This is a genomic window from Plantibacter sp. VKM Ac-2885 (genome assembly GCF_015351205.1).
Classification (GTDB): domain Bacteria; phylum Actinomycetota; class Actinomycetes; order Actinomycetales; family Microbacteriaceae; genus Plantibacter; species Plantibacter auratus.
Genome location: NZ_JADKSK010000002.1, coordinates 1196012 through 1219021, shown reverse-complemented (window position 1 = coordinate 1219021; position 23010 = coordinate 1196012). Strand labels below are relative to the sequence as shown.

Annotated in this window: 19 protein-coding genes; 8 read left to right on the top strand and 11 right to left on the bottom strand. The window is 68.2% G+C overall.

What is annotated here, in order from left to right; genetic code table 11:
• Positions 1 to 11 precede the first annotated feature (11 nt).
• From ITJ66_RS18110 to ITJ66_RS18100, 3 genes are read left to right on the top strand one after another with little or no spacing between them, the layout of a single operon-like run.
• Positions 12 to 602 carry an acyltransferase gene (locus ITJ66_RS18110; RefSeq protein WP_205125861.1) on the top strand — a complete coding sequence of 197 codons (591 nt, stop codon included), beginning with the start codon at positions 12 to 14 and terminating at the stop codon, positions 600 to 602.
• Positions 603 to 641: 39 nt separating this feature from the next.
• The gene (locus ITJ66_RS18105) at positions 642 to 1487 is read left to right on the top strand and encodes a glycosyltransferase (protein WP_194645514.1); all 846 of its coding nucleotides are present in this window, start codon (positions 642 to 644) and stop codon (positions 1485 to 1487) included.
• Positions 1488 to 1494: 7 nt separating this feature from the next.
• On the top strand, positions 1495 to 2775 hold the full coding sequence (locus ITJ66_RS18100) for a lipopolysaccharide biosynthesis protein (protein WP_194645513.1): 1281 nt from the start codon (positions 1495 to 1497) through the stop codon (positions 2773 to 2775).
• A 48-nt stretch (positions 2776 to 2823) separates the two neighbouring features.
• Here the strand turns inward: ITJ66_RS18100 and ITJ66_RS18095 are convergent, their stop codons facing one another.
• Positions 2824 to 3816 carry a glycosyltransferase family 2 protein gene (locus tag ITJ66_RS18095; RefSeq protein WP_194645512.1) on the bottom strand — a complete coding sequence of 331 codons (993 nt, stop codon included), beginning with the start codon at positions 3814 to 3816 and terminating at the stop codon, positions 2824 to 2826.
• Positions 3817 to 3889: 73 nt separating this feature from the next.
• Between ITJ66_RS18095 and ITJ66_RS18090 the strand changes: the two genes are divergently transcribed.
• Complete coding sequence (locus ITJ66_RS18090; RefSeq protein ID WP_194645511.1) at positions 3890 to 4978, top strand: glycosyltransferase family 1 protein; 1089 nt, start codon at positions 3890 to 3892, stop codon at positions 4976 to 4978.
• A gap of 47 nt (positions 4979 to 5025) precedes the next feature.
• On the opposite strand, the gene ITJ66_RS18085 is transcribed toward ITJ66_RS18090, so the two are convergent.
• From ITJ66_RS18085 to gmd, 5 genes are all read right to left on the bottom strand, one after another.
• Positions 5026 to 7545, bottom strand: coding sequence for a glycoside hydrolase family 65 protein (locus ITJ66_RS18085; protein ID WP_137243373.1), 2520 nt, complete (start codon positions 7543 to 7545; stop codon positions 5026 to 5028).
• On the bottom strand, positions 7542 to 8369 hold the full coding sequence (locus ITJ66_RS18080) for an HAD family phosphatase (protein ID WP_194645799.1): 828 nt from the start codon (positions 8367 to 8369) through the stop codon (positions 7542 to 7544). Before ITJ66_RS18080 ends, ITJ66_RS18085 begins: the two co-directional genes overlap by 4 nt.
• 124 nt (positions 8370 to 8493) lie before the next feature.
• The gene (locus tag ITJ66_RS18075) at positions 8494 to 9681 is read right to left on the bottom strand and encodes a DegT/DnrJ/EryC1/StrS aminotransferase family protein (RefSeq protein ID WP_194605100.1); all 1188 of its coding nucleotides are present in this window, start codon (positions 9679 to 9681) and stop codon (positions 8494 to 8496) included.
• Complete coding sequence (locus ITJ66_RS18070; RefSeq protein ID WP_194645510.1) at positions 9678 to 10613, bottom strand: NAD-dependent epimerase/dehydratase family protein; 936 nt, start codon at positions 10611 to 10613, stop codon at positions 9678 to 9680. Before ITJ66_RS18070 ends, ITJ66_RS18075 begins: the two co-directional genes overlap by 4 nt.
• A gap of 5 nt (positions 10614 to 10618) precedes the next feature.
• Positions 10619 to 11680: a GDP-mannose 4,6-dehydratase gene (gene gmd / locus ITJ66_RS18065; protein ID WP_137243375.1), complete on the bottom strand. Its 1062-nt coding sequence runs from the start codon at positions 11678 to 11680 to the stop codon at positions 10619 to 10621.
• A 91-nt stretch (positions 11681 to 11771) separates the two neighbouring features.
• Here gmd and ITJ66_RS18060 point away from each other — a divergent pair, with 91 nt between their 5' ends.
• The 3 genes from ITJ66_RS18060 to ITJ66_RS18050 are packed head-to-tail and all read left to right on the top strand — an operon-like array spanning position 11772 to position 13830.
• On the top strand, positions 11772 to 12653 hold the full coding sequence (locus ITJ66_RS18060; RefSeq protein WP_137243376.1) for a glycosyltransferase family 2 protein: 882 nt from the start codon (positions 11772 to 11774) through the stop codon (positions 12651 to 12653).
• 44 nt (positions 12654 to 12697) lie between these two features.
• The gene (locus ITJ66_RS18055; protein WP_137243377.1) at positions 12698 to 13441 is read left to right on the top strand and encodes a glycosyltransferase family 2 protein; all 744 of its coding nucleotides are present in this window, start codon (positions 12698 to 12700) and stop codon (positions 13439 to 13441) included.
• Positions 13438 to 13830 carry a DUF2304 domain-containing protein gene (locus ITJ66_RS18050; protein ID WP_228501983.1) on the top strand — a complete coding sequence of 131 codons (393 nt, stop codon included), beginning with the start codon at positions 13438 to 13440 and terminating at the stop codon, positions 13828 to 13830. Before ITJ66_RS18055 ends, ITJ66_RS18050 begins: the two co-directional genes overlap by 4 nt.
• Here the strand turns inward: ITJ66_RS18050 and ITJ66_RS18045 are convergent.
• Together ITJ66_RS18045 and ITJ66_RS18040 are read right to left on the bottom strand one after the other, a co-directional pair.
• Positions 13769 to 14821: an acyltransferase gene (locus ITJ66_RS18045; protein WP_194645509.1), complete on the bottom strand. Its 1053-nt coding sequence runs from the start codon at positions 14819 to 14821 to the stop codon at positions 13769 to 13771. The two genes, ITJ66_RS18050 and ITJ66_RS18045, sit on opposite strands and share 62 nt — an antisense overlap.
• Complete coding sequence (locus tag ITJ66_RS18040) at positions 14818 to 16128, bottom strand: hypothetical protein (RefSeq protein WP_194645508.1); 1311 nt, start codon at positions 16126 to 16128, stop codon at positions 14818 to 14820. Before ITJ66_RS18040 ends, ITJ66_RS18045 begins: the two co-directional genes overlap by 4 nt.
• A gap of 247 nt (positions 16129 to 16375) precedes the next feature.
• Between ITJ66_RS18040 and ITJ66_RS18035 the strand changes: the two genes are divergently transcribed.
• Positions 16376 to 18013 (top strand): DUF2142 domain-containing protein, encoded by a 1638-nt coding sequence (locus tag ITJ66_RS18035; protein WP_194645507.1) that lies wholly within the window; start codon positions 16376 to 16378, stop codon positions 18011 to 18013.
• An 85-nt stretch (positions 18014 to 18098) separates the two neighbouring features.
• Here ITJ66_RS18035 and ITJ66_RS18030 read toward each other — a convergent pair whose 3' ends face one another.
• From ITJ66_RS18030 to ITJ66_RS18020, 3 genes are all read right to left on the bottom strand, one after another.
• Positions 18099 to 20096 (bottom strand): hypothetical protein, encoded by a 1998-nt coding sequence (locus ITJ66_RS18030; protein WP_137243381.1) that lies wholly within the window; start codon positions 20094 to 20096, stop codon positions 18099 to 18101.
• Positions 20097 to 20181: 85 nt separating this feature from the next.
• On the bottom strand, positions 20182 to 22461 hold the full coding sequence (locus ITJ66_RS18025) for a hypothetical protein (RefSeq protein ID WP_194645506.1): 2280 nt from the start codon (positions 22459 to 22461) through the stop codon (positions 20182 to 20184).
• Positions 22458 to 22904, bottom strand: a complete 447-nt coding sequence (locus ITJ66_RS18020) for a hypothetical protein (protein ID WP_137243383.1) — start codon at positions 22902 to 22904, stop codon at positions 22458 to 22460. Before ITJ66_RS18020 ends, ITJ66_RS18025 begins: the two co-directional genes overlap by 4 nt.
• Between the last annotated feature and the right edge of the window lie 106 nt (positions 22905 to 23010).

Genomic DNA, 23010 nt, shown 5'->3' with positions numbered 1-23010 from the left:
CGGAGGACCCCGTGCCGCAAGCGCTGCGCCGAATCCTCCTGCGTCTCCGCAAATTGTCCGTGAACGCCTCGGGCCTGGTCCGCGCCGGCATCCTGTTGTGGTTCCGCGCCGGTGCGAGTCCGCGCCTCGCGATCTTCGAAGGGCGCGCCCCTGTCCTCGTCATCCCCGGAACGTTCCAGGCAGGCGTGCGCCTCAAGCTCCGCTCGACCACGCAGCGCTCCTCGATCTCCACCGGTCCGGGCGGCTCCCTCGTCCTCGGAGACCGGGTCTTCATCAACCAAGGGTCGTGCATCCACGCCGAGCAGTCGATCGTCATCGGCGACCGCGTCTCGATCGGAGACGGCGCGCGGATCTACGACACGAACTTCCATCCGGTGCGCCCCGGGCAGCCCGTCAAGGTCGAGCCGGTGGTCATCGAGGACGACGTCTGGCTGGCGGCCGGCGTCACCGTGTTGGCGGGCGTGACGATCGGACGGGGGTCCGTGATCGGGACCGGAGCCGTCGTCACCCGATCCGTCGCTCCGGGCTCCCTCGTCGTCGGTCCCGCCGCATCGACCGTCGAACGGTTCCCGATCCCGTCAGCATTCCGACGGACCCCGTGACACCCGACGAACTTCGGCCCAGACACAGGAAAGGCCCCCGTGTACACGATCGTCATCCCCTGCCGTGACGGGGCAGCGACACTGGACGCCCAGCTGAGTGCCCTCCTGGAGCAGGAAGCCTCAGTCGACTTCGAGGTGCTCGTCGTGGACAACGGCTCCACCGACGGAACCGCCGACCTCGTCCGTTCCGTCGCCAGCAACGACGACCGCGTGCATCTCATCGACGCCTCCGCGCGGACCGGCATCAACCACGCGCGAAACCGAGGAGTCGAAGCAGCACGGGGTGACCGGATCCTGCTGTGCGACGCCGACGACATCGTCCACCAGGGCTGGCTGGCAGCGCACCATGCCGCGTTCGAAGCCGGCGCCGAGTGCGTCGGCGGCGGGCTGGATCGCACGCTGCCCGACGGCACCGTCATCATGCGCCAGCGAGAACTCCTCTTCGTCGGCTGGGATCTCGCGAGCCCGTTCGGTGCGAATTGCGGGTTCACCAGGGAGGTGTACGAGCGGATCGGCGGGTTCGACGAGACGTTCCGCGACGGCGGTGACGACACGGACTTCTTCTGGCGAGCCGCGCTCACCGGAGCCGCGACGGTGCTCGTACCCGACGCCGTCGTGACATACGCCCTCCGCGCCGATCTCCGACGGGTGATGCGGCAGCACATCAACTACGGCCGCGGGGTCACCCATCTGTACGTCCGGCACCGTGCGTCGGGAATGCCGCGATCATCGCCGATCCGCGCGGTCCTCTCGGTCACGGCGTGCTTGTTGATCATCGTCACGAGTGGTCGCCGGTCGCTCCGCCGGCGGTTCGCCGTCGAACGGCTGGCTGGCCGGATCGGACGGCTCCGGGAGAGCGTGCGCCGACGCACGTGCTATCTGTGAGCGGACGATGATCCATCTCGCCTGGGCGATCGTCGAGCGGATCCTTCCCCGGGTGGCGTCGGCGCTCATCATGCTCGTCCTGGCAGCCCGGCTCACCCCGCCCCTCGTCGGGATGTACGCCTGGATGGTCCTCGCCCTCACGCTCGTCCAGACCGTCGGCGACACGGCCGCCCGGCAGACCGCCGTCGTCCACGGTGGCACCGAGGCCGGGGACCGGTTCGTCCGCCGGTTCCGGGTCTGGTCCGCCCTGATCGGAGGTGCCGTGCTCGCCGCGACCGTCGGAGCCCTGCTCCTGACGCACCACGCGGAGGACCGATGGCAGGCGATCGCCCTTACGCCGTTCGTCCTCGTCCCGGCGGCCTCGGCCGTGGGCATCGACGCCCTGGTCCGCCTGCAGCGAGCCGGGAGATGGAAGGAGATCGCGTCGCATCAGGCGTGGTCATCGCTGGCGTCCCTGCTCTGCAGCGTGCCGACCCTGCTGCTGACGGGATCGCTGCTCGCCAGTGCGCTGCAGGCGATGCTCGCGGAGGCGGGGTTCGCCCTGCTCAACCGGCGACGTGCAGCGCGACTCCCCCGCGCGTCCGCCGCCGACGCGCGTTCCCGCGAACCGACCGTGAACGTCCTGGGCGACTACCTACACACGGCGCTGTTCTCGCTCCTCGGTTGGGGGCAGGGGCAGACCGACCGCCTCTCGATCGGGGCTCTCGCCGGCGGGGGGCGCCTCGGCCAGTACGCGTTCGCCATGTCGCTGTCGCGGAGCATCGGCGACGCGGCGGCGCTGGCGGCGATCAACGTCCTCCGGCCGATCCTCGCCGAAGCGGCACGCGACGGCCGAGGGTCCGAGATCGTCTCGGTCACGGAGGCTTCGCTCCGACGATCGCTGGTCCTGGCGGTCATGGCCGCCGTGGCGACGAGTATCGGGGCTGAGCTGGTCGTGGACCCCTTCCTCGCAGACGGCTGGGGCCCCGCCCTCGCACTCGTCCCCGTCCTCGCCCTGTCGGTCGTCCCATCGGTCGTCGCCTGGTCGGTCACGGCGGTCCTCCAGGCCGAGAGCCGGATGCGCTGGGCGAGTCCGATCAAGGCGGTCGGGGTACTGCTGTCCCTCCCGGTCGGCGTCGTCGCCCTCCACGACCTGCAGCTCGCGGCCTGGCTCGTGAACGCCCGGGAACTCGTCGTGATGGCGCTGCTGCTCCTCGCCGCGCGTCATCGGGCGCCCTGGCGGGGCGGCCTCCTCGCGCTCGGCATCGTCATGGTCGGCGCGGCCGTATGGCAGGTGACCCGAGGCTGAAGGGCGCCACGGATCACCTCGACGGTCATGGCTCGGACTCGGACCGGGTCAGGCCGGCTGCAGCAGGTCCCTCACGATGTCCAGCGCCCCCTGGCTCGCATACCGCTGGTACTCGCCGCGGGGAGCACGCAGCATGACGGGGAGGATCCGTCGCCACCGAGCCGGGGCGAGATCGGCCCGGAACCGCTCGAAGGCCGCTTTGGCGACGACGGCCGAGCGATCGGCGAGCGGTGCGGGCTCACGGGCCTCGTCGAGCCAGGAAGCGAGCCCGGCGACGCGATCTGCGATGTCGCGGTTGCGCTGGCGCCCCGGCTGCATCAGCCTCGAGACCTTGTACGCCAGCGTCGGCTCGACGATCCCGATCTGGTTCGCGCCGTGCTGTCGGTAGTCGACGAGGGTTTCGTCCAGCAGCTCGATCGGGCCACGCGACGCGGCCACGATCGCCAACCACTCGTCGTGCACCCACGGAGCGGGGAACGGTACGGCTGCGTCGAAGACCTCGCGCCGGAGCATCGCGGTCGCACCGGTGACCAGATTGCGTCGCAGCAACACGCCGAAAGCATCACCAGCCCGGATCCCGTCGCGTTCGTGCGGGCCGATCGACAGCGACGCGAAGAGCGTGGTGCCGAGGGACACCCCGTCGGCTCCGACGAGCCGGGCGTCCGAGCACACCATCTGCAGCTCCGGACGCGCGTCGAAGGCGGCCAGGGCACGCTCGACGCGGTCGGGCCGCCACACGTCGTCCTGATCGGAGAGGACGATCAGGCTCCCCGTGGTCGCGCGGATCGCCCCCTCGAAGTTCTTCGTGACGCCGAGTGGACTCGGATTCCGCAGGACGCGCACCGGGACGGACGACCCAGCGGCGAAGCGCTCGACGATGGCGGATGTCCCGTCAGTCGAACCGTCGTCGCTGACCACGATCTCGCCCGGGAGCACGGTCTGCGCGAGCATGCTGGCCAACTGCTCTTCGAGGAACACGGCGCCGTTGTAGGTGCACAGGGCGACGGAGACGCGTCCGTCGACTGCTGCTGTTGCTGGCATGGACCCGCCCCTCACCGCTCATCGGACCGCGGACCAGCCTATCCCGCCCGCCCCACTGGTATCCTCGTGCCTTATGCCCCGCGTAGCCGTCGACCTCCTCTCGTACACCGGAACGAAAGGCGGTATGGAGACATACGCGCGCGAGCTGTACCGCGAGATCGGCCGACTCGGCAGTGAATTCGAGTTCGTCGGGCTGGCCAGCAAAGAGGGATACCAGCTCGACCGTTCCTGGTTCCCCGGGGACATGATCGACACCGGTATCAGCGGCGAGAACCGCTTCCGGTGGGCGATCGGCGAGCTCTGGTCGATCGGTCGCATCGCGAAGCGTCACCGTGCGGATCTGTTGCACTGCCCGGCTCTGCTCGGTCCTGCCCGGAGCAGCATGCCCACCGTGATCTCCATGCACGACATGCTCTACTGGAGCCAGCCCCAGATGATGAGCACCCCGGCGTTCACGGAACCCGTGAAGTTCATGGAGCGCCTGGGTGCACGGAACGCCAGCCGGATGATCACCATCAGTGAGGTGTCCCGGCGCGAGATCATCACCTACCTCGGCTTCCCGGCAGACCGCATCGACCTCATCCCCCTCGCCGGAACCGCCCTGCCGATGGGCGAACGACGACCGGACAAGGAGCACCCCTTCATCCTGGCGACGGGCAACCGGCGCCCGCACAAGAACTGGGCTGGTCTCATCAGGGCGTTGCCGCTCGTTGACGAGGCGATCCGCCCTCGGGTGGTCATCACCGGCAGCCACGGCGAGGACCCTCTGCGCGCCGTCGTCGACGAGGTCGGCATGCACGACTGGGTCGAGCTGCGATCCTGGTTGACCAGCGAGGAACTCGGTCACCTCTACGAGACCGCGACCGCGCTCGCCATGCCGTCGTTCCACGACGGCTTCAGCCTGCCCGCCCTCGAGGCCATGATGGCGGGGCTCCCCGTGCTCATCTCCGACATCCCCGTGTACCGCGAGGTCGCCGGCGATGCGGCCGAGTACTTCGATCCCCATTCGCTCGAGTCGATCGCCACTGCCATGACGACGGCGGTCAGTGACCCCGCACGGATGGCCGAACTCGCCGATCAGGGCAGGGAACGCGCCAAGCAGTTCTCCTGGGAACGCGTGGCGACACGCACACTCGAGACCTTCCGGACCACACTCGCCTGACACGGCCGCGGCTGGACGACGGGCCACCGCCATCCAGCCGCGTCGCCTTACTCCGACTGCGGCTGGATCACCGGGATCGACTCGGTGTCGGCCGGCCCGAGCGCGATGGTCGGCATCGAGACGGTGATGAGTGAGCCGTCGGCACGGCGGCTGCCCTCGATGTCGCTCGCGCTCGGCTCGCCGACGAGGTGCGGACCCTGGTTGTCGAGTGGAACGGTGACCGTGGTGCCGGCCTCGACGAGGACGTTGCCGCCGCCGACGACGAACGAGGCAGAATCGCCCTCCTCGACGGTGAACCGCATCTCGGTGCGCCGGACGGAGATCCGCACCCGAGTGCCCTTGACGGTGAGCCGGAAGGTGATGCCCTGCCAGTCGACCGGCAGGCGCGGCGAGAAGGAGATCACGCCGCCGTGGTCGCGCATCCCGGCGAAGCCGAGCACGAGCGCGCTCCACACGCCACCGGTGGAGGCGACGTGCACGCCGTCCGGGGTGTTGCGGTGCAGGTTCGCGAGGTCGACGAACAGCGCCGACCAGAAGTACTTGAGCGCGAGCCGCTGGTACCCGACCTCGGCGGCGATGATCGACTGCACGACCGCCGACAGGGTCGAGTCGCCCGTCGTCAGCGGATCGTAGTAGTCGAAGTCGGCGAGCTTCTCCTCGTCGGTGAAGTGGTCGCCCTGCAGGAGCAGCGCCAGCACGACGTCCGCCTGCTTGAGCACCTGGAACCGGTAGATGACGAGCGGGTGGAAGTGCAGGAGCAGCGGGAGGTGCTCGGGCGGGGTGTGGTCGAGGTCCCACAGCTCCTTCTCGAGGAACTGGGCGTCCTGCGGGTGGATGCCGAGCCGCTTGTCGAAGGGGATGTGCATGTGCTCGGCGGCGCGCTGCCACTCGCGGACCTCGGCATCGTCGAGCGAGAGCCGCGTGACCAGGCGTTCGAAGGAGGCCGGATCGTCCTCGCGGAGGCGCTCCACGGCCTCGACGGCCGACAGCAGGTTCGACCGCGCCATGACGTTGGTGTAGAGGTTGTCGTTCACGACGGTCGTGTACTCGTCGGGCCCCGTGACCCCGTAGATGTGGAACGAGTCCTTGCCGTTCGCGCGCCAGAAGCCCAGGTCGGCCCACATGCGCGCCGTCTCCACGAAGATGTCGACGGCTCCGCGGGCGAGGAAGTCCTCATCCCCCGTCGCCGCGACGTACTGCCGCAGCGCATAGGAGATGTCGGCGTCGATGTGGTACTGCGCCGTGCCGGCCGCGTAGTACGCGGACGACTCGAGCCCGTTGATCGTGCGCCACGGGAACAGGGCGCCGTGCTGGTTGAGCTCGGTCGCGCGGGAGCGGGCGGCGTCGAGCATGTTCTGACGGAACCGGAGGGCGTTCCGCGCGACGAGCGGTGCCGTGTAGCTGAGGAACGGGAGGACGTAGACCTCGGTGTCCCAGAAGTAGTGGCCGCCGTACCCGGAGCCGGACACGCCCTTCGCCGCGACACCGCCGCCGTCCGTGCGTGCCGACGCCTGCGCCAGCTGGAAGAGGTTCCACCGGGTCGCCTGCTGGATGGCCGGCTGTCCGTGGACCTCGACGTCGGAGCGCGCCCAGAAGTCCTCGAGCCACAGCTCCTGGTTGCGGATCGCCGACTCGATGCCGTTCTCGGCGGAACGGTCGAGCGTGCGGGCGCAGCGGTCGGCGAGTTCCTTCGGAGGGACGGCGTTGGAGGTGTGGTAGCTGATGATCTTGGTGAGCTTCGTGGGCACACCTGCGCGGCCGCGGATCGTGTACACGTGCTTCGCGAGGTCGGCCTCGATGTGCGTCGAGACCTCGTATTCGTTCTCGGTCTCGATCGTGTGGTCGGCACCCGCCACGATCGTCATGCCGGAGTTCGTCGTCTGGTACCCGAGCATCGCGCGCGGACCGTCGATGAGCTTGTACCGCGGCTGCAGCACCCGCTCGGTGAGGGACTCCGCCTTGCGCGGGTCGCCCATCCCCGGCTCGGGTGCGTTCGTGAGGTAGTCGTCCTGACGGTCCTGCCGGTTGATGATCTGGCTGGAGAGCACGAGCGACGCGTCCGCGTCGAGCAACGTGACCTCGTAGTCGAGGACCGCGAGATGGCGGTCGGTGAAGGACACCATGCGACGGGAGCGGATGTGGACCCGCTTGCCCGAGGGCGTCCGCCATTCGAGTTCACGGCTGAGGACACCGGTCTTGAAGTCGAGGCGACGCTCGAAGCTCAGGAGGTCGGCGTCGTTGAGGATCAAGGGCTCGTCGTCGACGTAGAGGCGCACGACCTTCGTGTCGGGCGCGTTGACGATCGTCTGACCGACGCGGGCGAAGCCGAACGCCTCCTCGGCGTGACGGATCGGCCAGGTCTCGTGGAACCCGTTGATGAATGTGCCGTGGACGTGGCCGTCGCGGCCCTCCTCGACGTTGCCGCGGAAGCCGAGGTAGCCGTTGCCGAGCGCGAACAGGGTCTCGGTCGTGCCCTCGTCGTCCGCGTCGACATGGGTCTCGACGAGCGCCCAGTCGTCGAGCGGGAACCGGTGACGGTCGAGCGGGTCGCTGGTGATGTGGTTCATGCCTGGTCCTCGGAGGAGTCGTGGGGTGCCGTGAAGGTCTGGGGGTCGGCCGGATCGTCCGGCCCCGCTGTTCGCGAAGCCGACCGCAGTGGGTCGACGAGCTCGTCGAGGTCGTCGACCACGACGTCGGCTCCCGCATCGATGAGCGCCTGGTGCCCGATGCCGCGGTCGACGCCGAGTACGAGACCGAAGTCGCCACGTCGACCGGCCTCGACCCCGGAGTGCGCGTCCTCGACGACGACGCATTCAGACGGCGCGTAACCGAGCAGACGACCGGCCTCGACGTAGGTGTCCGGCGCGGGCTTGCCGGCGATCCCCTCGCGCGCGGCGACGACGCCGTCCATCACGACCGGGAACCGCTCACGGAGTCCTGCCGCTCGGAGGACGACCTCGGCGTTCTTGGAACTCGACACCACGGCGACCGCGAGCCCTGCCTCCTCGACCGTGTCGAGGAAGGTCAACGATCCCGGGTACGCGGCGATGCCGTCCGCTTCCAGGACGGCCGTGAACACCGAGTTCTTCCGGTTGCCGAGACCGCACACGGTCTCCAGCTCAGGCGCGTCGGTCGGCGAACCCTCGGGAAGCGTGATGCCGCGTGACGCGAGCATCGCGCGCACCCCGTCGTACCGCGGCTTGCCGTCGATGTACTGGAAGTAGTCGGCGTCGGTGTACGGCTCAGTGATCCCGTGGGCGAGGAGCTCGTCGGTGAAGAGCTTCGCCCAGGCGTGCATGTGGATCTCGGCGGTCGGGGTGATGACGCCGTCGAGGTCGAACAGCACCGCCCGGCAGCCGAGGAGCCGCGAGGCCGCCTCGTCGAGGGTCAGGACGTCGTTCGATGGCGCGTTGATCGGCTGGGTCACGGTGCACGGTCCTCGTCGGTTTGGGGGAAGAGGTGGACAGTGGAACGGAAGCTGCTGCGGACCGGTGGGGCGGCCGCGCAGACCCAGCCTAGGAGAGTTTGGCCACCACGTCGTACACGCGGTCGATGCCGGCGTGGACCGGGAAGTGGTGGTTGCCCACGAACAGCCCGTCCTCGTGGATCTTGTCGGCGGCGGGGAGTTCGGCCGGGACCTTCGCGTCGAGGTACTTCATGACCGGGTTCTTCGTGAAGTTGCCCGCCACGATGGGCCGTGACTCGATCCCCGCGGCAGCGAAGGCCTGCACGACCTCCTTGCGTCGGCCGGCGAGCGCGCCCTCGAGCACGAGGGAGAAGCCGAACCAGCTGCTCTCGCCCTGCTCGCGCTGGATGCGCACGGAATCGAGGTCGGCGAAGCGTTCCGTCCAGTACACGGCGTTCTCCCGACGACCCGCGATGAGCTGTGGGACCTTCTGGATCTGCTCGATGCCGATCGCGCCGGACATCTCGAGCGGACGGACGTTGTAACCGGGAAGGACGAAGCGGAAGAGGTCGTCCCACTCGTCGCCCGACTTGTCGTGGACGGCGTTCTTCTCGGGGAGTCCACGGGTCCAGCCGTGGGCCCGCAGCGAGATGAGCATCTGCGCCGTGGCCTCGTCGTCCGTCAGGATCATCCCGCCTTCCATCGTCGAGATGTGGTGGGAGAAGAAGGCGCTGAACGTGCCCATCGCTCCGACCGTTCCGGCGAACCGACCGTCGTCCTTCGCGCCGAGCGACTCGCAGTTGTCCTCCAGCAGGAGGAGACCGTGACGTTCGGCGAGTGCCGTGAGCGCCGCGAAGTCGTTCGGGTTGCCGAGGAGGTTGACCGCGAAGATCGCCTTGGTGCGCGGGGTGATGGCGGCCTCGGCGAGCGACAGGTCCAGGTTGAGGGTGTCGACGTCGATGTCGACGAAGCTCGGGATGAGGCCGTACTGCTGGAGCGGGTAGTAGGTGGTGGCCCACGACACGGCGGGCACCAGGACCTCGTCGCCCGCCTGCAGGTCGACCCGGTCGTCGAGGACGGCTGCGGCGATCGCGAGGAGGTTCGCGCTCGACCCGGAGTTGACCATGACGCCGAACCCGGCGCCGAACGCACTGGCGAAATCGCGCTCGAACTGCGCGACGAGCGGACCCATGGTGAAGCGGCCGCTGTCGACGACGCGCTGGATGGCGGCGTACTCCGCGGCATCCCAGGAGGAGGTGGCGAGGGGGAAACCGGAGTCGAAGGTGTCGTCGGTCATGCTGTCTGTGGCTCCTGAGCTGCGAGATAGGCGTGGTAGCTCGCGGCGACGCCGGCCGCGAGCGGGGTGGTGGGGTTCCAGCCGAGCGCACGGGCGGCGGCCGAATCGAGCAGGCGCTGGTGCACGCCGGAAGGCTTGGTGTCGTCGTACCGGAAGTGACCGGTGAAGCCGGCGGCGCGACCAGCAGCTTCGTAGTACTCGGTGATGCTGTGGTCGACACCCGGCCCGAGGTTGAGCGTGACGGGCCATGGGTCGAGTGAGCCGAGCTGCGTGACGAGCCACGCCGCGAGATCGGGCGTGTAGGTGAATTCGCGTCGGGCGGTGCCGTCGCCCCAGACCTCGACCTCGTCGGAGCCGCTCGTCACGGCGGCGTGCACCTTGCCGAGGGCGGCGGCGATGAGGTGCGCCTGACCGTGGGTGTAGTCGTCGCCCGGGCCGTAGAGGTTCGACGGCACTGCTGCGCGATAGGCGAACCCGTACTGCCGACTCGCGTACTCGCAGAGCTTCGTCCCGGCGATCTTCGCGAGCGCATATCCCTCGTTCGCGCCCTCCAGCGTGCCGCTGAGGAGCGCGCCCTCACCGATCGGCTGGGGGAGCCCCTCGGGGTAGATCGCCGCGCTCGACACGTAGAGCAGCTCGGGGACACCGGCGTCGATCGCGCCTCGGATGACCGAGGTGTCGATCAGGAGGTTGTCGAGCAGGAAGTCGGTGGGGCGCTGCAGCTTCGCCTGGATGCCGGCGACCTTCGCTGCGGTGTGCACGATCGCGTCCGGCACCGTCCGACCGATGAGGGCTGCGACGGCGGCGCGATCGGTGAGGTCCGCGTCCGCGCGCGTCGCCACGATCAGTTCGTCGGCGGCGCGGAGCGTGGGCCAGACCTCGGCGATGCTCGAACCGAGCATGCCGGCGCCACCGGTGAGGAGGACGCGCACCGCGCCTAGACCTCCGCGGTGTCGATGTAGGGCTTGCCGGACGCCTCGAGTTCGGCGACGTCGGAGTCGACCATGATCTGCGCGAGCCGCGGTGGCAGCACCTTCGGGGTCCAGCCGAGGACGGACTCGGCCTTCGCGTAGTCGCCGATCAGCGCGTCGACCTCGGTGGGACGGAGGTAGCGCTCATCGAACTTGACGTACTTCTCCCAGTCGAGGTCGAGCCGCTCGAAGGAGAACTGGAGGAAGTCCTTGACCGTGTACGCGGTGTTGGTGGCGAGGACGAAGTCGGTCGGTTCGTCGGCCTGCAGCATCCGCCACATGCCCTCGACGTAGTCGGGCGCGTAGCCCCAGTCGCGGACGGCGTCGAGGTTGCCCATGTACAGGAAGTCCTGCTGGCCGGCGGCGATGCGCGCGGCGGCACGGGTGATCTTGCGGGTCACGAAGGTGCCACCACGTCGCGGCGACTCGTGGTTGAACAGGATGCCGTTGACCGCGAACATGCCGTAGGCCTCACGGTAGTTCCGGGTGATCCAGTAGGAGTAGACCTTCGCGACACCGTAGGGCGAGCGCGGGTAGAACGGGGTCTCCTCGTTCTGCGGCGGCGGCGTCGCACCGAACATCTCGGAGCTCGACGCCTGGTAGAAGCGGCAGTGGAGACCGATCTGGCGGATGGCCTCGAGGAGCCGGACCGTCCCGATGCCGGTCGTGTCGCCCGTGTACTCGGGCTCGTCGAAGCTGACGCGCACGTGGGACTGGGCGGCGAGGTTGTAGACCTCGTCGGGCTGGATCTCGGCGAGCAGGGTCGCGAGGCGCGAGCCGTCGGCCAGATCGGCGAAGTGCAACTGGAGTCGGGGCGAACCGTCGTGGGTCGTCTCGGGGTCGTAGATGTGGTCGATCCGGCCGGTGTTGAAGGTGGACGCGCGCCGCACGAAGCCGTGCACCTCGTACCCCTTCGACAACAGGAGTTCTGCGAGGTAGCTGCCGTCCTGGCCGGTGATACCGGTGATGACGGCCTTCTTGACGGGGGCTGGCGTCGTGGGAGCCGGCGTCACAGGGGTTTCAGTCATGGGGTTCCGCTCTGGATCGAATCGTGTGGTCGGGCCGGGCGTTCTTTCGAGGAATGCCGCACTGCCCGAGAAACGTTGCTAGCTTACCCGAGTGACGCTCGACATCATGATGCCCTTCTACGGACGCTTCGACCACTTCAGGGTCGCCGTCGAAAGCGTGCTCGCCCAGACCGATCAGGACTGGAGACTCGTCATCGTCGACGACGTCTACCCGGACCTCGCACCTGGTGAGTGGGCGAGGTCGCTCGGCGATCCGAGGATCGAGGTCTTGCGCAACGCCGAGAACCTGGGGGTCAGCCGCAACTTCGACCGGTGCATCGACCTCGCCACAGCCGATCGTTGTGTGCTCATGGGCTGTGACGACGAACTCCTCCCGGACTTCGTCGCCCGCATGTCCGTCCTTGCCACCGAGTTCCCGGAAGCCGATCTGATCCAGCCGGGCGTCGAGGTGATCGACGAGGACGGACACCTGGTACGGCCGGTGGGTGACCGGGTGAAGGCGCTGCTGCGCCCCCGTGGCCCGAAACCGGAGCTGCTGTCCGGCCAACGTCTGACGACCAGCCTCCTCCGCGGCAACTGGGCGTACTTCCCGTCGGTCAGCTGGAAGGTCGCGACGGTGCGACGCTTCGGATTCCGGCACGACCTCCAAGTCGTTCAAGATCTCGCGCTCATGATGGAGATCTTCCGGAACGGCGGATCACTCGTCGTCGACGACGTTCCCGTCTTCCGGTACCGGCGACACACCGGGAGCGTGTCGTCCTACACGGCGGTCGACGGACGGCGTTTCCAACAGGAGCGTCAGGTCTTCGCCGAAGAGTCGGAGCGGCAGCGCGCACTCGGCTGGACGAAATCGGCCCGGGTCGCGCGAACACACCTCACCTCTCGCCTGAACGCGATCCTCCAGCTCCCGAAGGCACTGTCGGCGAAGGATCGCGCCGGCCTCAAAGTCCTCCGCACCCACATCCTCTCCTGACGTCCGACGCTGGTGGATCGCCACGGCTGAGTAGGATTGGCGGCATGGCCACGCTTCTCGACCGAACCCTCATCGTCATGCCTGCGCTCAACGAGGAGGCCTCGGTCGGAGACGTCGTGCGCGAGGTGCACCGGAAACTGCCCGGTGTCTCAGTGCTCGTGGTGAACGACGGCTCGACGGACGACACCACGCTCGTGGCCTCCGCCGCCGGTGCTGCGGTGATCGAGCTACCGTTCAACCTCGGGGTGGGCGGCGCGATGCGCGCCGGCTTCAAGTACGCCATCGCGAACGGCTACCGCAACGTGGTGCAGGTCGACTCCGACGGCCAGCACGACCCGGAGGGTGTCGTCCGACTCGTGGAGGAGCTCGAGACGGCCGACCTCGTGCTCGGTGCCCGATTCGCCGGCGAGGGCGACTACGAGGTGCGAGGACCGCGTAAGTGGGCGATGGTCGTGCTCTCCGGCGTACTCAGCCGGATCGCCCACACCCGCCTCTCCGACACGACGAGCGGGTTCCGCGCGACGGGACCACGCGCCGTGCGTCTCTTCGCCGAGCACTACCCCGCTGAGTACCTCGGCGACACGATCGAGTCACTCGTGATCGCCGCACGCGCCGGATGTGTCATCAGGCAGGTACCCGTCGCCATGCGTCCGCGCGCCGGTGGCACTCCGTCCCACAACCCGGTCAAGGCGGCGAAATATCTGGCGAGGGCCGGACTCGCGCTCGCCTTCGCCCTGATCCGACCGCCGGTACCGTTGAAGGGCGAAGGAGAGGTGGTGACGGCATGATGCCGCTCGGTACCTACATCCTCGGCATCGTCGGAGCGCTCCTCACCCTCGGGATCGTCATCGAGATGCTCCGCCGCCGCTCCCTGCGCGAGCGGCACGCCGTCTGGTGGCTGATCGCCGGTCTCCTGGCGCTCGTCATCGGCGTCTTCCCGCAAGTCCTCGTCTGGGCGGCTCAGCTCATCGGCGTCGAGATCCCGACCAACCTCGTCTTCTTCGTCAGCATCTTCATCCTGTTCCTCGTCAGCATCCAGCACAGTTCGGAGCTCACCACGCTCGAACAACGTTCCCGCACGCTCGCCGAGGAGAGCGCACTCCAAGACCTGCGGATCAGGGAACTGGAACGGCGACTGGGCGAGCTGCAGCGGGACGACGGGTCCCGCGAAGCCTGAGCCTCGCGATCGGCTGGTCGACGAACCACCACAACCCGTAGCCGAAGGCGACCGAGACCGCGGCGGTGCAGAGGATGCTCGGGATCCAGTCGAGTTCGGGGTTGCCGTGGATGAGCAGCTGCTGGACGGGGAAGCCGATCAGGAAGATCCCGTAGCTCGGGTCGCCGAACCGACCGAGGGAACGCAGCACCGGGATCGGGCGTGATCCGAGGTACACCAGCAGGTAGGGCACCGTCACGTGCGCGACCGGCCAGGTGAGGTCGGGGACGACGACCATCACGATGGCGAGGATCGAACCAGCCGTCAGCGCCGCCGGACCCCGCAGGGGCAGCCGCCACTCACGGATGGCCGCTCCCGCGCTGAAGAACGCCCCGACCCGCAGGATGTCGTGGGTGAAGTTGCCCCAGACGATCCCGTCCGTGTCCACGGCTTCGAGCACCGGCGCGAGCCAGCACACGACGACCATGCCCGACCAGGTCGCGGCTCGCAGGCCCCGCAGCGGAATACTCCCGACGACGGGCACGAGCAGGTACAACACGAACAGAGGGCCGATCGACCAGAGCACGCCGTTCACGGCGAGCGGGTACGGGTTCGACTCGAAGACGCCCGGGAGGACGTAGTTCGGGAGGAGCGTGAGGTTGTCGGCGAGGAACACGAGCGTCTGGGGATGGCCGAGGTATTCCCCGGGCGGCAGGGCGGTCGCCGCCAGACCGATGCCGAGGACTGTGACGAGCAGCGCGACGAACAGACCCGGGAAGACCCGCAGGACCCGGGCGGCGACGTAACGCACCAAACGGGGGCGCCGCTCCCACGCAGCTGGCAGGAGGAACCCCGACACGACGAAGAACACCCACAGACCGAGCGCGGGGAGGTCGTCCATTCCGACCGGGCCGAACGGCGAGATGGCGTCGTCGAGGACGATCAGTGAGTGCCGCACCAGGACCACGAGCGCAGCGATGATCCGCAACCCGGCGAAGCTGTTCCCGGTCACGCACGCTCTCGCGGACGGCGGAGGAGCGCGACGGCGTGGACGACGAGGCCCGTCAGCGGTCCGACGGTGAGAGCGAGCAGCGTCCGCTCATGCAGCCCGAGAGGCAGGGCGAGCGCGGCGACGAGGACGAGCGCGGCAGCGACCCAGCCGGCACTGAACGCCCCGTGCTGGGAGCGGGACAAGGTGGCGGAGCCCGTGACGCAGAGGACGCCGACCAGCCCGGCGGTCGCGATGAGCAACCCGATCGTCCCCCCGGCGAGCACCTCGTCGCGGCCGAAGAGCACGCCGAGCGCCCAGGGCCCGAGCCACCAACCGAGGAGGCCCAACAATCCGGCGGCGGCGAGGACCAGGACACCCAGTTTGACCACCCAGCTGAGGACCGCCTCGGCATGCGACCGGAAGACGATCACCAGGTAGCTCTGCAAGGCGAGGACGACGATGACGATCGGTGCGCGCGTCAAGGTGATGGCGTACGTCAGTGAACCGAACGCGTCGGGCGAGACCGTGTCGCCCGTCGCCTGGATCACGAGCGGCAGACCACTCACCATGATCCCGGTCGCGGTCGACGCCACGACCGTGCGCAAGACGTTCCAAGTGAGCGGTCTCGGGCCGACGTCGATCGTGAAGCGACCGATCACCCCGGATCGGACGAACGGCCAGAGCAGGATCGGAGTCAGGACGAACGGTGCGACGACACCCCAGGCGAGGACATGGACGTCGTCGGTCGAGAGCAACATCACCCCGACGATCGCGAAGCGCAGGACGCCGTCGACGATGGTGAACGCTGCCACGGACGTCCACATGGCCAGTCCATACAGGACGCCGGCGGTGGCTGCCACGATCACGTAGGCCGAGAGGCCGATCACGAGCGGCAGGACGAGCGACCATCCGTCATCCGGGAACACCGTGCCGACCCACAGCCAGGCGGACGCCGTGACCACCGCTGCGACGAGTACAGCCGCGACGACGGCGAAGTTGCGCACGACGGGCGCGCGCCTCGGAGCCGTCGCGGCACGGGCATCGACCGGTCGCGATGCTCTGGCAACCTCCTGTTGCACACCGGAGAGCGCGCTGACCAACAGGTACAGCGCAGACCAGAATACGGAGAAGGGGGCGTACAGGGCGGTTCCGAGTGCCGCACCGGCGAGGAGCTGGAGGACGTATCCGGCACCGCCACCGATCGCGGTCGCGGCGAGGATGAGGACGGCCCCGTTCGGCCCGCGGCGTGCTGCTGCCGGGGGCGGAACGTCGCTAGCGCCGGAAATCCGAGCCTCCGTACCGCACGGTCGGATCGAGGGGCGGGACACGCATGAGGTCGTCCCTTCATCTCGGAGCATGGCCCTCCGATCGTACAAGACGGTCGGCGGTTACCAGTCGCCCGAGGGCCGTACGGACCCCGAGACGGCTTCGGGCTCGCCGTGTCCGGGGCGGGCCTCGCGAACCGCCCTCCGGTCACCGGCCGCCCAGGCATGCCGACGGTAGGATGACTGACGGCTGCGATTCCGCGCGCGGACGGCGCCGCCGTTCGCTCGCCACCGATTGGACCGGACCTCCATGGCCTCGCCCCTCACCTCGTCCCCGACCTCGATGGAGACGACGCACCGTTGGGAGCAGCGTCGCTGGCTCACCTTCCTGGTCGCATTCATCGCCGTCCTCGTGCCGAGCATGCTCTGGGCGCTGGCCTCTCCGATCGGCTCGGTCCCGGATGAACCGTCCCACGCGATCAAGGCGGCAGCTGTGGCCCGCGGAGAACTTGTACCCGGCCCCTGGGCCGGAAACCCGACCCTGACGGCCGCGACCGTCCCCGAGAACATCGCGAACGCTCACGACCTCGTCTGTTTCGCATTCAAACCCGAGGTCACCGCCGACTGTCAGCTCCCGGTCCGCAACACCGACCAGACGCTCGTCACGACCGGCACGTCCGCAGGGCTCAACAGTCCCGTCTTCTACGTACTCGCCGGCTGGCCGTCATTGTTCCTCACCGGCGACGCCGCCTTCTTCGGCATGCGGATCGCCGGCGCGGTCCTCTGCGCGATGGCACTGGGGATCATGTTCATGCAGTTGACCCTGCTCCCCCGATTCCGATGGGCGGTCGCGGGAGCAGCAATCGCGGTCACCCCGATGGTCGTCTACCTCGCGGGGTCGATCAACCCCAACGGTCTCGAGGTCGCGGCCGCCGGTGGGCTCTTCGCCACCCTGCTCGCCACGTTCCGAGGGCGGCAGGTCGGCCGCCGCCTCGTCGAGCAAGCCGGCTTCGCGCTGCTCACCGCGTCATTCCTGATCAGCACGAGGAGCATCTCGCTGCTCTGGTTGCTCGTGATCGCCCTCGTCGCCATGCTGCTCGGCGAGCGCGACCGGATCCTGCGTCTGTTCCGCACGCCGATCGCATGGGCGCTCGTCCTCGCGCTCGGGGTCGTCGGGATCGCCTCGGTGCTCTGGTACCTGAACCCGCCGACCCTCGCCGCGCAGACGCCTCCCTCCGCGGTCAGCCCGGTGAGCCTCGCGTTCGTGTTCCTGTTCACCGAGCTCCAGACCGTCGATTTCCTGTTCGGGATGGTCGGCGTGTTCGGCTGGGTCGACACGAGCGCTCCATCGCTGACGATCGCCGCCTGGACGAGCTGTATCACCCTGCTCGTGGCCGTCGCCCTGCTCTGGGGCAAACGGAGCACGAAGTGGGCGATCTGGGTGTTGCTCGCCGTCTGCATCCTGGTCCCCGGCATCACCCAGGTGGCCGTCTATGCGCAGCACGGGTTCATCTGGCAGGGCCGCTACATGCTCGCCATCTTCATCTGCCTCCTCATCGCCGCCGGTGTCGCCCTCGACGACGCCGGTCTCGGTGCAGACGGCCGGGTTCGCCACTTCGTCACCGGCGCCTACGCGTTCCTCTTCCTCGGCCATCTTCTGGCGTTCGTCATGGTCCTGCGCCGGTACATCGTCGGCGCGAACGGCAGCTTGTCGGACATGGTCTTCACTGACGGCTGGGAGCCGCCGTTCGGCTGGAAGACGCTGGCCATCATCTTCCTGGTCGATTCGGTCCTCACGGTGGTGTTGCTCAGACGCGTCTTCGTCCGCTCAGCAGGCGCGGAGATCACCCGTGACGACCAGCTGGTGACTCCCGCCGAGCGCCTTGAGACCGCGGAGATCGAGCGCTTGGAGCCCTCCCCTGTCGTGCGCACGGACACGTCCGGTTGACGAGCCCGGCCGACGCGGTCGCTCCGGATCCTGACGAACCGGCTCTGTCCCGTGGGATCGCGTTGACGTGTCGTCCTCGCCGGTGTCAGCTCGCTGGCACGACCGAGTAGATGAAGAAGGTCGACGGTCCCTGTCGAACGGTCTTCAATCGCTCGACGCATGGCTGCTGGATGTCGAACTCCGACAACACGTAGCTCACGTGCTGCTGGGCGAACGAATAGCAGGAGTCGAAGATCATCCGGATCTGGTCCTCGCTGGGATTGAACGGGTCGGGTGGTCCGTCGCCGACACCCCAAGCGATGTTCGCGAGGCGGTTCCAGGCTCGCTCACGCTCCCCGGTCGGGTCGATCTGTTTCCACATCTGCTCAGACGGAGCACCCTGCACGCCGTTGTAGGACGGTAAGCCCGATTGAAGGAGGGTGATCCCGAGGAGCGGCGTGTTTCCTGCACCGACCCAATAGCCGGGTCGCTCCGCGTCGATCTGCTGCATCGTCTTCACGAGCGTCGTCTCGTTCAGGTCGTAGACCCCGGCATAGACGGGGTTCACCCCGCCTCCCACACCGAGCATGACCAGCAGGAGCGCGGCGGACCCGAGAGCCGGCAGACGCACCGCGATCAGGACGACGGCCACGGTCGTGGCGAGCACCGCCGCGATCCAGAACCAACTCGATGTCAGCGGCGTGTGCAGCGGCACGAGGTATGCCGCAACGACACCGGATGCACCGAGGCAGAGCGCACCCGCGATCGCCGCGGTCCAGCGGGGGAATCGCGCATGACCGCTGGAGCGCCGTTCGTCGGCGCGAAGCACCGTCAAACCGATCAGCACGACAGACAGCATGCCGAACGCGAACCGCATGCGCTGCGACGGGACCCGATCGAGCATCAGCAGGTGGGCGATCGCATCCCACCCCGGCACGAACAGGTAGGCCATGAGCAGGGCGGTCAGCGCAAGCAGGAGGAGCGTCATCCAGTCGACGGGGAGACGCCGCCGGTGGCGATCGACCAGGCCCCAGAGCAGCGGAATCGCGAGGAACAGTCCCGCCAGCACGAACGTCGAGGCCTCGGACGCGTTCGCGCCGAGGGGCTGCCCCTCTGCAGGTCCGAGCCCGCGCGAGAACGGCCCGCCGAAGAGAGCCAGGAGACCTTGACCGCCGGCCGCGCCGGTGGGTTCCAGCCGAGCACCCGGGTAGACCGTCGAGGTGAAGCCTCGGATGGTGTCCAGGCGTGTGACAATCCACGCCGCGAGTACGAGGGCCGCGCCGACTCCGCCGATGAAGATCCCTCGCAACGAGGCGAGACGGCGCCACACGCCGATGGTGACGGTCGTGTCTCTGGTGAGCACCGCTCCGACGCAGAACGCCAGCGCAACGAGGGTCACCGGAAGGATGAAGGGAACGTAGACCGTCATGCCGACGGTCACCGCCACGTACCCGACGAGTACCGGCAGGATGACCTTGGGTAGGCGCCGCCGAGTTCGCAGGAGCCAGATCGTGGCCCCCATCAGCAGGAACGCCCAAGCTGCCGGCCAAAAGGTGTTCGGCCCGAACCACCACTGGAAGAACGGCGAGAAGAAGAAGCCGACCGATACCAGCCCGGCCGTGACGGGTCTGCGTGGAAGCAGCGTCACCAGGAAGAAGTAACACCCGGCGACGAGCGCGAGGGCAGGGAGCCACCACTTCACCGCCATGGCGTTGTCGAGGGGCAGGAAGGAGAACCCGAGGAGATGCGGTCGGAACGCGACTGACCAGTCGTGGCTCGGCAGGTCCTGCAGCACCGTGACGTCCGTGCCGCCCGGGAAGTTGTGGTTCTCGGTCGGAAGACCTTGCTCGACCTGCGAGATCACCCACGAGTTGTTGACCCCCCACTCGTCACTGCGAATGGCCTGCGGCGTCCCGGCGAGGAGGTTGGGGTCCGGCTTCGAGTTGTACGAAGCGTTCAGGATGCCGGAGGAGCTCCCGGTGATGCCCCCAGCGACGAGACCGAGGAAGATGACCGCCAGCGCGACGAGCGGGATGACGAGGACGCGGAGGTTGGGCAGGCCGTCGACATCCGGCTCCCATGATCTCCGGATACGCGCTGACATGGAACGAGGTACTGAAGGAGTCATGGCCTGTCCAGCGTACCCGCTGACCACGGCTGGGGCGGGCGACAGGCTCGTCGCCCGCCCCTCACGCGACTGGACCGTCGGCGAACAGCCCGGCGAACGGGTAGTTCACGTCGAGGTAGTTGGACGAGGTCCCGCCCAACTCCGCGAAGCGGGCCATCGAGGAGATCGGTCGCTTCGTCCCGGCATCCAGATAGTAGATCGTGCCGTTCGGCGTCCGCATGAACCTGCCGGCATCGTTCCCGATGGGGCGAGGCTGACAGTTGATCGCGGACAAGGTCACGTAGGTGACTGCCGGGTAGAGCGCCTTGAGTTCGGGCGTCAGCTTGTGCATCCTGCCACCCGCCGAGACGTAGTCCACGCCATTGCACGTCACGCCGTACTGGAGGTTCGGCGAAGTGGCGTAGGCGTCGAGCTGTGCCTGTGGGATGAAGTCGACACCCGAGATACCGATCGCGTTGGTGTACTCGAAGCTGGACACGGGCACCTTGGTCTTCGTGCCGTCGATCAGGAAGACCGCTGCGCTCTCAGGCGAGCGGACGAGGGTTCCCGGCGCCAGCACCGGGTTGCCCTGCGGTACCTGGCCGAGGACGTTCGGCGCGACGCTGATCCACGACGGCGACGTGGTGTTCTGCGTCGAGATCAAGGCCAACCACGACGCGAACGGCCGGAGTATGCCGTCGGCGACCAGGTACACGGCGCCGGTGTTGCCGGTCACGGTGCTGCCCTCTCCGATGGTCCCCAGCGCAGGGTAGCTGTTCACGAAGTCCTGCGAGGCGGGCACGGTCGCGATCGGAGTTCCGACACTCCACGCATAGCGCCCATCCGTGCTCAGCACCTGAGCGGCCCCACCCGGCGCCGCGACGGCACCCGGGAACGTCCCGCCGGTGACGACCCGATCGTAGTTCCGAGGCCAGAGCGCGCTGCCCGACTTCGCGGGGAGTCCGAGCGAAACCGTTGCGTTTCCCTGCACCGGGTACTTCGTGGCGCCCGAGACGAACGAGTACCCACCCGTTCCGCGGCTGCCCAGATAGATCGAGTCGCGCAGGATCGGCGCTCCGTCCGCGAGGTTCGCGACTCCGGCCTCGGTCAGGACGATCAGGTCGGCGGGGATGCCGGCGAGAGCCTGCGCGGTCGCATCGACGATCTCGCGCTTGGTACCACGAGTGACGTAGTACCGGGCGCCTGCCGTGGTGGCGTACACCGGCGTCACCCTGGCCGCCGGTTCCACGAACAGGGCGATCTGTGCATCGGTGAGCTGGGTGTATCCGGCTGTCGTGCAGGACCCGCCGTAATCGAGCACCATCTCACAACTCGTGAAGCCGACCCTGAGTCCGGCGTCGACGAGGTAGATCGCCCCACTCGGTGCTCGGACGATGCGTGTCGCGTTCCCAACCGTCGTGTAGCGGTCGAGGTAGGCCTGCGACACGGTCGCGACGCCGCCGAGGGAGGCGAAGGCGGAGAGCGTCGCCTGGTCGGGAACGTAGTACTTCTGGTCGCCTGCGACCAGGTAGATCGCGGCGGAAGCCGCCGACTTCACGAGGCTGCTACCGCCCGTGGTGGAGCCGAACCAGTCGGTGTAGAGCCGCCAGAAGTTGCGGTTGCCGTAGGCGCCGCAGCCGTCGCCCGAGCCGTAGAGGTTGGCGAGAGCCGACGCGTTCGGCTGATACGGCGTGTAGTTGTACAGTCCGGCCGTCGCGTAGTTCTGGATGAACACCGAGCTCGAGCCGCACGCAGCGTTCGGGTTGTATCGAACCGCGTTGATCCGGCCCGGCACGTGATTCCAACGCGTCGGGTTGGCCTGATAGTTCTTGAACTGCAGCGCGGCCGCGTAGACCTGGTTGAAGAACCCGTAGTAGTTGGTATCGCAGTCGGCGGTGTCGGGGCAGCCGTAGCCCATCGCTGAACGGTACTGACGCGCGCTCGGCCAGTCGTCGGTGATGAGACTCTGCTCCTTCTCCAGCATCACGATGAGGACCTTTTGACTGATTCCGCAGGCCGCACCCACCTTCGCGATGATGCTCGCAGCAGACTCGCGCCCGGAACCCGCATACGCCGCGCAGCGACCGGCGACGGCGGCTCGGCTGGCCGTGGCCTCGGCGAAGTCTTTGAGACAGGTGTACCCAGCTCGACATCCGGGCCGCGCTGCGTTGAGGAAGTTCTGCACCTCGCCGGCGTTCATGGTGCCGCCGTCGTAGAACAGCGAGTCGCTGATGATGTTCCCCGCCTGGAAGTCCCGGCCGTCAGCGGCGGAAGCGCTCGGTGCGGCGACGGGGGCGATGGTCAAGACGCCGGCGATCAGGGCGATCGCGGCAAGGATCGCGGGAAAACGCAAGCGCCTCATGGCACCTCCACGGTGAGAGCGGTCGAGACCAGGGTGTCGATCGAATCGGATGAATAACTGAGGACGACCGACCAGGTGCCGGACGGGAGCTGGGCGAGCGGGACCTGGACGGTCCCGCAGGACGTGGTGCTGGAGTCGGCGACACCCTCGCTGGACACCGCGACGGGCGCGGCCGTGCCGGTGAAGGTGAACGTGCACGCGCCACCGTTCTCGAGGACGCCCTGGATGTAACCGCCTGCGGACACGTTGACCCCGTCGACGTCGACGCCGACGTAACTGACGACCGCATCGGCGGTCACGGGGCTGGGCGTCTCGGTCTTCTCCGGCGGCGGGGTGACCCCTGGTGCGATGCTCGTGGCGCTTCCGGATGGCTTCGGGCCCGTTCCCGGGTCGGTGCATCCACTGAGGAGACCGAGCACGGCGGCGACCACGGCCACACGCACTACGACGGTCCTTCGTCCAGCCGCCATCGTCTCCCCGATCATCTCGCAGGGCGGTTACCCCCGTTCAGGGTAGCGGTACCTGTGAGGTCAATGCGACACATGAGGT